Origin of the sequence: Anaerotignum sp. (assembly GCF_031981185.1) — a bacterium.
Classification (GTDB): domain Bacteria; phylum Bacillota; class Clostridia; order Lachnospirales; family Anaerotignaceae; genus Chakrabartyella.
The window spans coordinates 1-9,945 of record NZ_DALYUL010000046.1 but is presented as its reverse complement, the minus strand read 5'-3'; the positions used below and the strand labels follow the sequence as shown (position 1 = coordinate 9,945).

General features: G+C 40.0%; 12 protein-coding genes. 9 read left to right on the top strand and 3 right to left on the bottom strand.

The genetic code is table 11. The features are described 5' to 3' along the window. Positions 1-209 (top strand): thiamine phosphate synthase (locus RTK36_RS15950; protein WP_312048214.1); only part of this gene is annotated, 209 nt, incomplete at its 5' end. Between the two features lie 185 nt (positions 210-394). Here RTK36_RS15950 and RTK36_RS15945 read toward each other — a convergent pair. After that, on the bottom strand, positions 395-1,102 hold the full coding sequence (locus tag RTK36_RS15945; protein WP_312048213.1) for a GntR family transcriptional regulator: 708 nt from the start codon (positions 1,100-1,102) through the stop codon (positions 395-397). Positions 1,103-1,655: 553 nt separating this feature from the next. Here RTK36_RS15945 and RTK36_RS15940 point away from each other — a divergent pair. The 3 genes from RTK36_RS15940 to RTK36_RS15930 are packed head-to-tail and all read left to right on the top strand — an operon-like array spanning position 1,656 to position 4,587. Then, a complete protein-coding gene (locus RTK36_RS15940; RefSeq protein WP_312048212.1) occupies positions 1,656-2,792 on the top strand; it encodes a TRAP transporter substrate-binding protein in 1,137 nt (378 codons plus the stop codon). A 20-nt stretch (positions 2,793-2,812) separates the two neighbouring features. After that, positions 2,813-3,301 carry a TRAP transporter small permease gene (locus RTK36_RS15935; protein ID WP_312048211.1) on the top strand — a complete coding sequence of 163 codons (489 nt, stop codon included), beginning with the start codon at positions 2,813-2,815 and terminating at the stop codon, positions 3,299-3,301. After that, a complete protein-coding gene (locus RTK36_RS15930; protein ID WP_312048210.1) occupies positions 3,298-4,587 on the top strand; it encodes a TRAP transporter large permease in 1,290 nt (429 codons plus the stop codon). The genes RTK36_RS15935 and RTK36_RS15930 overlap by 4 nt, the downstream gene beginning before the upstream one ends. Positions 4,588-4,833: 246 nt before the next feature. On the opposite strand, the gene RTK36_RS15925 is transcribed toward RTK36_RS15930, so the two are convergent. Beyond that, entirely contained in the window at positions 4,834-5,052 is a 219-nt protein-coding gene (locus RTK36_RS15925) for a hypothetical protein (RefSeq protein WP_312048209.1), read from the bottom strand. A 123-nt stretch (positions 5,053-5,175) separates the two neighbouring features. On the opposite strand from RTK36_RS15925, the gene RTK36_RS15920 reads away from it, so the two are divergent. Beyond that, on the top strand, positions 5,176-5,643 hold the full coding sequence (locus RTK36_RS15920; RefSeq protein WP_312048208.1) for a hypothetical protein: 468 nt from the start codon (positions 5,176-5,178) through the stop codon (positions 5,641-5,643). Then, positions 5,640-5,900, top strand: a complete 261-nt coding sequence (locus tag RTK36_RS15915; protein ID WP_312048207.1) for a hypothetical protein — start codon at positions 5,640-5,642, stop codon at positions 5,898-5,900. Before RTK36_RS15920 ends, RTK36_RS15915 begins: the two co-directional genes overlap by 4 nt. Positions 5,901-6,113: 213 nt before the next feature. Here RTK36_RS15915 and RTK36_RS15910 read toward each other — a convergent pair whose 3' ends face one another. Then, on the bottom strand, positions 6,114-6,497 hold the full coding sequence (locus RTK36_RS15910; RefSeq protein WP_312048206.1) for a hypothetical protein: 384 nt from the start codon (positions 6,495-6,497) through the stop codon (positions 6,114-6,116). Between the two features lie 126 nt (positions 6,498-6,623). Here RTK36_RS15910 and RTK36_RS15905 point away from each other — a divergent pair, with 126 nt between their 5' ends. The 3 genes from RTK36_RS15905 to dnaG all read left to right on the top strand — a co-directional run. Further along, positions 6,624-7,412: a metallophosphoesterase gene (locus RTK36_RS15905; RefSeq protein ID WP_312048205.1), complete on the top strand. Its 789-nt coding sequence runs from the start codon at positions 6,624-6,626 to the stop codon at positions 7,410-7,412. Between the two features lie 279 nt (positions 7,413-7,691). Next, positions 7,692-8,705 (top strand): deoxyguanosinetriphosphate triphosphohydrolase, encoded by a 1,014-nt coding sequence (locus RTK36_RS15900; protein ID WP_312048204.1) that lies wholly within the window; start codon positions 7,692-7,694, stop codon positions 8,703-8,705. A gap of 311 nt (positions 8,706-9,016) precedes the next feature. Then, positions 9,017-9,945 (top strand): DNA primase (gene dnaG, locus RTK36_RS15895; protein WP_312048203.1); only part of this gene is annotated, 929 nt, incomplete at its 3' end.

Genomic DNA, 9,945 nt, shown 5'->3' with positions numbered 1-9,945 from the left:
ATGTGACATTTGATGAGCTAAAGGCCATTTGTGGTGCGGTAAAGATACCCATTGTTGCCATTGGAGGGATTAACAATCATAATGTGGCGGAGCTTAGGGGAACGGGCATTGACGGTGTTGCTGTGGTTTCAGCCATATTTGCAGCAGTGGATATTCCAAAAGCCACATCAGAAATGAAACAAAAGTTGGAGAGTGTTGTAATTGAATAAGAGGCTGCATAATTGGGTAGTCTCATAATCATAGCAAAGGTTACCCGGTGAGGGTACAAAGTTATACCTTTGTTTGACTAAGAGTATGTTATGAAATTAACATATATATAATGTAAAAAGACCGCACATAAGAGACCTCTTATTGTGCGACCTTTTTACAGCAAAAATTTTAATGAGTGTTTTTTTCAGTGGCTAACCATTTGATTTACTTTAAAAATTAGTTGCAAGGCACGTCTGGAATTTTCGATGTGGGTTTTCACTGCACGGTTTAATCCATCCAAATCTCCAGCAAATGCTGCTTTCAGAATTTCTTCATGCTCATTGACGCATTCGCAGTCCCTAGTATGGGGCTGATTCAGGTATGTACCCGATGCGTAGGTAAAAGGCTGTAAGTTGATAAATACATCAACTGCTTTTTGATTTCCTGACGCAGTTAGAAATAAGGTGTGAAACTCCATATCCATAGAAAAATAACTTTCCGGATGAAGAGATGATTCACAGGCCTGAACAAATGCTTTTTGTGCTTCAAGGCTGTCAACCAGCTGCTGACGCAGGCTATCATTATAGTTCAAGGTTGAAATAATGTCTTTGGTAAAAAAGGTATCCATCATCAAGCGCATATCAAATATGTCATTTAACTCATGAGGAGTCAGCGCACGGACGCTCATACCTTTATTGGGTATGTTGATAACCATTTTCTCATCGGCCAAACGTTGCAGTGCCTGTTTCACAGGCGTATCACTTACGTTATACTTTCTCGCCAATTCTTTAATATTCAATTTTTCCCCAGGTGAATAACCTTTTTTTGTGATGCTGTCTTTTAACTCTTGGTAAATTTGGTTTGCCAATGTACTTTTTTTGTTTTCTAATGTTTGTTCTTTTTTCTCCTCCATTAATCGTTCCCCATCCTTACGTTCATGATTAAGTTACTGCTTTTCATCTTTTCCCCATAAAAGATTATACAGCAGAAAATAAAGAAAATCTACTTTTTCTCCGGAAAACATGAAAAAATAGGGGTTTGCTTTAAATATCCAGAAAAAACCAAAAAAATGAAACATTCATTTTTAGAAATGCAACATTTATTAGCTATTATAGATTTGTGTGATCACAAAATCAGACCTTGTTTTTTGTGCAATTCTATTAGACTATAGTATAAATATGGTATAAAGATTAAAATTTCAGTAAAATATAATGAAAATAGGATTTGAAATTACCGTTTTAGAGACTTTTATTCGTCTTAATTACGGATTGACTATAAAAAAATGAATATTTATAATAGAAAAAGATGATTAATTGTTTTAAAAAGAAGTTTTTTTGTGAAGTAATCATCTTGTATCCTCGGCCGGGCTACATAGCAAGTACAACAAAAGATGATTCCAAAAACGCTTTTTTTTTGTTTTTGGGGAGAGAAAACCGGAAACTGTTCAATATTTAGGAGGGAAATCTATGTTGAAAAGAGGGATAGCTGCTGCATTGGCAACAGTTATGGCGCTAGGACTCACTGCTTGTGGGGAAAAGCCTCAGGATACAAAAACAGGTGATTCCAATGCTCCTGCAACACCCACGGGTTTTGTGGAGACAAAGGTTGAGCCTGATAATTTTGATTCAGGCGTAGAACTGAAGCCTGATTGCTATCGTTTTATTTATGCGTTAGGTAATGCACCTGCAACAATTGACGCAGCAAAGTATTTTAAAATGCGTCTTGAGCAGGAAAGCGACGGTGCATTAAGCTGTGATATCTATACAGATAACGTTTTAGGCAGCGAGCGTGAATTGTTGGAAGGCTGTCAATTTGGGAATTATGATATCGTATTGGCTACAAATGCAACGGTAGCATCTTTTAGTAATGATATTTTTTGTTTAGATATTCCCTGGTTATATGATAATAAGCAACAAGTGTATGAAGTACTTGACGGCGTTTTGGGGAATACCCTTGCTGCAGGTCTTGAAGATAAAGGATTTAAACTTTTACAGTTCCAGGAAAACTCCTTCCGAACCTTAACAACTTCTGATCGTAAGGTTGAAAAGGTTTCTGACCTGAAAGGGTTGAAAATCCGTATTATGGAGAACGAATTACAGTTGGCACAGTGGAAGAGCTATGGAGCAAACCCTACACCTATGGCATTTACTGAATTGTTTACTGCATTACAGCAGCATACAGTAGATGGTCAGGATAATGGTGCAGAGTTAACTTGGCAGACAAAGTTTTGTGAAGTACAAAAATTCTATACTTACACAAAGCATATTTACTCCCCTTATCTGATTCTGATGAGTAAGGAAAGATTTGAAAAGCTGAACCCGGAACAACAGGAAATCGTAATGAAGGTTTCTAAAGAAGCTGTAAATTATGAGCGTGAAAGATGTTCCAAATACGAAGCAGCAGCACTGGAAAACATCAAAAACTACCCCGGTATGACCTTTACAGAGTTAACACCGGAAGCAGTGGAAGAGTTTAAAGCTGCATGCGTTGGCGTTAAAGATTTGGCTTACAAAAAAGTTACTAATCCGGAAGTCGTAGACTTACTGTATAGCGAGGTAGAAAAGGCGAAAGCAAAATATCCCGCTGAAGGGTCAGCTTCGTAATTAAGAGGGGAGGCAAGAAAATGAAATTCTTTAATGATCATTTGGAAGAATTTTTTATCATTCCTTTGATGTTTTTAATGAGTATCATTATTTTCATTCAGGTAATCATGCGTTATGTATTCCAGAATTCCTTGGTTTGGTCAGAGGAATTGTCCAGATATATGTTTATTTGGCTGATTTATTTTGCAGTAAGCTATACTGCTCGTCGTGAAAAGCACATTCGCATTGATGCGGCGATTAATCTGTATCCAAAGAAACTAAGACCTTATATCGAAATTTTTAGCGAATTGATTGTTTTAGGCTTCTCTGTATTTATTGCAGTGACAGCGGTTACAGTATTCAATAAAATCACATGGAGCGGCCAGTTATCTCCTGCTATGCGTATTCCTATGCAGTATGTGTATGCGGCACCTTTGATTGGGTTTGTTTTAACTGCTATTCGCCAACTTCAATGTATTTTAAGAAGAATAAAAGCGATTAAGAATCATGAGGAGGTGGCAGAAGCATGACAAGTGGTATTGCTCTTGTTGTTTTTGGTGCACTGATCGTATCCTTGGTTTTGACCGTTCCCATCGGCTTTTCATTGGGTATTGCATCATTATCATATATTTTATACACAAAACAGTTGACATTTGGATTTATTACACAGAACCTTGTAACTGGTGCAGATTCTTTCCCCATTATGGCGATTCCGTTTTTCGTTTTTGCCGGTGAATTAATGGGCGGTGGCGGCATCTCACGTAGACTGTTGAATGTTGCTAACGTTTATTTTGGACGTATACAAGGCGGTTTGGCTATTGTAACGGTAGTTGTTTGTATGTTCTTTGCGGCAATCTCCGGTTCCGGCCCTGCAACTGTTGCAGCGGTAGGCGGTATGGTTGTTCCTACTATGCTTCAGAAAGGCTATGACAAAAAGTTTGTATTAGCTTTGATTGCTGCGGCAGGCTCTATTGGTGTTATTATCCCTCCCAGCATCCCTATGGTTGTTTACAGCGTTACCACGAACAGCTCTGTAAGTAAGCTGTTTATGGCAGGCTTTATCCCAGGTATTATCATTGGTTTAATTTTGATTGGCTATGCTTATTTCTATGCAAAAAAAATGGGTTATAAGGGCGATACCGAACCATTTTCTGTAAAAAGAGCATTGAAAGAAACTTGGGATGCAAAATGGGCATTACTTTCCCCAATCATCATTCTGGGTGGTATTTATGGTGGTATCTTTACACCAACAGAGGCAGCGGCTGTATCTGTAATCTACAGCTTGATTATCGGCTGTCTGGTTTACAAAGAAATGGATTTCAAGCATTTATTGAATGTTACAAAGAATGCTTGTGAAACAACAGCTACCATTTTGATTGTTATTGGTTGTGCTGCCGGTTTCTCCAAGGTACTTACATTGGGACGTATCCCTACAACGGTAGCAACCTTCTTAACATCTTTGACAGATAGCAAGATTGTAATTCTCTTGTTAATCAACGTATTGTTGTTGATTGTTGGTTGTTTCATGGAAACATTGTGTGCAATTATGATTTTGGCGCCTATTTTGTACCCTGTGGTAACAGCAATGGGCGTAGACGTAACACATTTTGGTATTATCATGGTAGTTAACTTGGCAATCGGCTTCATCACACCTCCTCTGGGCGTAAACTTGTTTGTCGCCTCACGTGTTGGTGAGACCACGTTGGATAATGTCATAAAGGGTATTATACCTTTCTTGGTTCTGATGATTGTCGCATTGTTGTTAATTACTTATGTACCGGCAATCTCTATGTTCTTGCCTAACGTCTTATCTTAAGGTGAAACAGGAGAAAGGAAGTTATGGGTTATGGTTTTTGTAAATAAGGCAAAGGATCGTCTGCTTGATTGCGCGGTTATCTTATTTGCTGCAATTTGTATGTTCTACTATTATTGATTTAAGGTGTCCCCTATCTTAGGATAGTTGAGACTCATATTGAACTCCGGAAGAGCTCTCTTTCTCAAAAGAAAGAGGGCTCTTCGTTTTCCTAAACGCAACTTTTTATATTGAGACTTACATGTTCAATCACGTCACATGGGTGCCGTGACCGTTATCATCATAAGGCTCTTTTTTTCCCTTTACAAAATCTCGAAAAGCGGCAATTCTATAGACCGGTGAAATAAAATCCGCAACGGGAGAGATGCCTGTATCCAGGAAGGCAATACCGATTCCCTTTCCTGTGAAAAGGGTTTCAGGAGAGGTTTTGGCTTCGCCTCTTTGGGACGAATAATTTGGAAAAGACATGGTAAAACATCTCCTTTCTTTCTCTATTAAAATATGTGAAAATGAGTTTTTGGGAATAGGCAAAGGTATTTTTTCTTTCTGTTCATCATATCTTTTTAAAAGGCTTGTTGGGGGAGGTGTGAAATGGAGGATAAATTGAACGGCGATCAGATGAAGCTTTTGAGCACAATGATGGGCACGGAAGGTAGCGATGCCCTTCGTATGATGGAAAAAGTAGAGCGGCTGCGTCGTCTTTTTGGGAGTGCGGAGGAGCAAAAGCCTCAGGACATTCAAGTGAAAGAAGCTTCTGTACAAGAGTCACCCTTTGGCACTACACAGGGAGAAAGCATTTTGTTTTCTGCCATTCCATTTTTGGATATGGAATTTCAAAAAAATATTTTTGTGATAGCGCGTTTTATGGAAATAAGGCGGGTGCTAGAGGGGACAAAGCTGGAAACAAGAGAAAAGCAGGAGGACCCTGTATACCGCAGGCATAACTTGCTACAGGCAGTAAGACCTTATTTGGCACCACAAGATAAAATGCAAATAGATACTATGCTCAAAATCATGGAAATTAGAAATATTATGGATCACAAGGAGGGGCAATCGTGAGCAAAGATTGGGATATCCCAGAAGTACAGGCATTAGGGGAAGAAAGACTAAAATTGATTCGGGAAGCGGCAGAAAAAAGCCGGGGCAAAACAGGAATGGAACGACTAGATGTATTGTTGGAGTTTGGCGAGCGACTGGCGGAGGGCGGAAAATTGCCTGAAGATCAGCAAAAGGCGCTTTTGGCGGCAGTTAGTGCCAGCTTGCCAAAGGAAGAGCAGGAGCGGATGATTCAAGTAATGTCCATGATGGGCTATTAAATTTCTACCGAAAAAGCTCTGATTTTTTGTTACATAAGTTTCTTGCGGTGTTTGCGTTTGCAAATACCGCTTTTTGCGTTTTTTAATATACTAGTTCACTTAGAATTTTGCTGAAAAAATAAAAAAGCCCTGCTGTAGTATCTGCAAAAGCTTTGCAAGACAGCGGGCTTTTTTGATGCTAAAAACAGGTATGGCAGATATGAATATTGGGCATTAATTCATTCCAAACAAATATAGTATCAACAATATGAAGATCAGTTGATTTCCGTTGCAACAGGAATTGTTGCAGGGAGGTGGACAAGTAAGATTGTCTTCTGTTACAGGATTGTGACAGCAGGGATTTTCACATACCTGAGAAGGTTGAGGCTGACAGTTTTTTACTTGAGGGTTCTCCTTACAAATGGGTTTCTCCTCGCACACCGGTTGCTTTTTACAGACGGGTTTCTCTTCACAAACAGGCTGTTCTCTACAAGTAGGTGGCTCATTACAATTTGTAGGGATATTTACCCAGTTTGATGCAGGTGTAGGACGTTGATGCATGGGGCGTCCGCAAGTACGAGAAGAAAAGGGATATGGTAAATTTGGATTATGATACATGGAATTACCTCCGTAATGTCGTTTTATTAAATATATGATCAAATGGGCAATATTTTTCTTCTTTTTTTTCACCCGCATACTTTTTTATGATATAGTAAGAAAGAAGGTTAGGAGTGGAATGACGGTATGAGAGAGCATCGGGAACGAAACTTCCGTATTTTAGAATTCAGAGAAAATAAATTTGATATTATCGGAGATGTCCATGGTTGTTATGATGAGCTGATGGAGCTTGTGGTCAATTTGGGATATGAAAAAAGAGGACAAGCATATTTTCACCCAAAGGGCAGAAGAATGATTTCTGTGGGTGATGTGGCAGATAAAGGGCCTAAGAATATAGCTGCATTGGAATTTTGGATGGATCAGGTGGCTTATGCAGGTGCTTTCTGGGTTCATGGAAACCATTGCAACAAGCTTTACCGCTACTTTTTAGGAAACAAGGTTCGTTTATCCCATGGCATAGAAAAAACTGTTGAAGAATTTGAAAGGCTACCCAAGGAAGAAAGAATTGCTTTTCGCAATCGCTTTATGTGTTGTTATGAAAGCCAATGTTATTATTTACTGCTGGACAAGCGCAGGCTGGCAATTGTCCATGGCGGGTTGCGTGAGGAGTCTATGGGGCGCTTTTCAAACAAAATTCGGGCAGTATGCTTATATGGAGAAACCACAGGGGTGTTTGAAAACAACGGGAAGCCCATTCGTCTGGATTGGGCGGCAGATTATCACGGAAAGACATTCGTGGTTTATGGTCACACCGTTGCGGAAGGGCCTCGTATTGTGCACAATACTGTGGATATTGATCAGGGCTGTGTTTACGGTGGCTATTTAACAGCTCTGCGTTATCCTGAGTTGGAATTCGTGCAGGTGCGAGGGAAAAAATACACAGAATACGGTGGTAGTGGGAAAGTGCCGGATTGAGATGGCTGGCACATATTAATTTAGAAACTAAAATTGAAAAGATGCAGTTGAATTAGCATACTTTTATAAAACGAAGAATATAAATGAGAGTCATCCTAAAATGGGGTGGCTCATTTCTTTGTAGGGAGGCATAACAGTGTCTCTGGTATGTGCTAAAATGCCTTAAATACGCGTTATTATAACTTTCCTGAGCGTAAAAGAGGATTTTTGCAGATAATCTCGTATATTTCTAGTATAAGAGAGAACAAGATGAGGAGATATACCAAAGGGAGGGATAGCATGGAGCTGAGACTTTTGCAAGAGGTAAGAGAGGAAAGACTGCTGGGAGAATATGCGAAAAAAAGCGTGGACACCAAAGGAAGAGAGCGGTTTGAGGAAAAATGCGACATTCGTACAGATTTTCAAAGGGATAGAGACCGAATTATTCACTGCAAATCCTTTCGACGCATGAAGCACAAAACCCAGGTGTTTATCTCTCCGGAAGGCGATCATTATCGCACACGGCTTACCCACACGTTAGAAGTTGCCCAAATTGCCAGGAGTATTGCAAGGGCTTTGTGCCTTAATGAGGACTTAACAGAAGCCATTGCTTTGGGACACGATTTGGGGCATACCCCCTTTGGTCATGCCGGTGAACGAAAGCTTTCCAAGCTTTGCGAAGGGCATGGTGGTTTTTCTCATAATGAACAGAGCTTAAGAGTGGTTGAGCGATTGGAGAAAAATGGAGAAGGCTTGAATTTAACTTGGGAAGTGAGGGATGGCATTTTAAACCATCGCACAAGCGGCACCCCTTCAACCATGGAGGGAATGGTAGTTCAGCTTTCCGATAAAATTGCTTATACCAACCATGATATTGATGATGCGGTGCGGGCTGGAATGCTCTTGCCTCAGGATATTCCTTCGGAGATTGTGGCCCTGATTGGCACCACCTCCAGCAGCCGTATTAATGCTATGATTCGGGATACTATTATTAACAGCTCGGGAATCCATGAAATTCATATGAGCAGCCAAATGAGGGAAACTCTGATAAACTTAAGAGAATTTATGTTTCGTAGAGTTTATATGAGTCGGGTTGCTATAGAGGAGCACGAAAAGGCGGAGAAAATTATTGGAGATTTATATGAATATTATATCGCCCATCCCGAGGTGATGGAAGGTGAGTTCTTACAACTGTTGCAAGAGGGTGAACCTGTTTGGAAGGTGACATGTGATTATATTGCTTGCATGACGGATCGTTTTGCAGTTGCAAAATATTCTCAGCTGTTTATTCCAAAAGAGTGGAGTAAGCTGTGAGGATTGTTACTAATTTGTCTGTTTCTATGAATTTAATCAGGATTTAATGGATGATTCTTACAAGGAAGAAAATCCCATAAACATAGGGTTATTGTGCCCCCGAAAAGCAGTTTCTTTGATTGATGGATGTAATTTTATAAAATGATGTCATTTTTTCATAAATTTTTGGGCATATATACAAAATAAAGGTTAGCGAAAGGAATTTTGAAGCTTCTGTCGAATTATTATACTGGAGAAGGAAGTGCAGGGAAAGGTTCACTTCCTTTTGGACTGTTTATAGAAAAGCGAAGGGAAAAAGGAAGGTGTTGGTTGTGCACTATCCCCGTGAAATCGTGGAAGAGGTTCGTTTGCAAAACGATATCGTTGAGGTGATTTCTCAGTATGTTCCTTTAAAGAAAAAAGGCGGTACTTATTTCGGACTTTGCCCGTTTCACAATGAAAAAACTCCATCCTTTTCCGTCAACAGCGAAAAACAATTTTATTACTGCTTTGGGTGCGGCGCTGCTGGAAATGTTTTCGGCTTTGTTATGGAGATGGAAAACTGCGATTTTCCCGAGGCTTTAAAAAATTTGGCAGAACGTGTACATATTGCTCTGCCGGAGCCGGAAAAGAGCGGACAAGCTTTGGCGGCGGAACAACTGAAAGCAAGGCTGTTTGAAATCCATAGTGTGGCAGGGCGGTTTTACCACGAGGTTTTGCAAAGTGAAGAAGGCGCTGTTGCCCGCAGCTATATGGAAGGAAGAAAGCTACAGCCTAATATCAGCCGTAAATTCGGCCTAGGCTATGCACCGGAAAGACGAAATGCCTTAATGGAGCATTTGAAGGAAAAGGGGTACTCCATTCAGGATATGTTGCAAAGCGGTTTGGTTATTGAGAATAAAGAGAAAAATGGATATCACGATCGTTTTCGTGGACGGTTGATGTTTCCCATCTTTGATCCACAAGGCAGAGTTGTTGGCTTTGGCGGACGCATCATTGGGAAAGGGGAACCAAAATACTTAAATTCTCCGGAAACAATTTTGTTTAGCAAAAGCAGAAACCTATACGGTTTGAATTTTGCCAGAGCCGCCCGTAAAAAGGAACTTATATTGGTAGAGGGATATATGGATATGATTTCTCTTTATCAAGCTGGATTTCATAATGTGGTTGCGGCATTGGGAACGGCTTTCAATCAGGAGCATGCCCGTGCCCTGAAAAAATTCGCCGAGGACATTATACTTTTGTATGATAGTGACGAAGC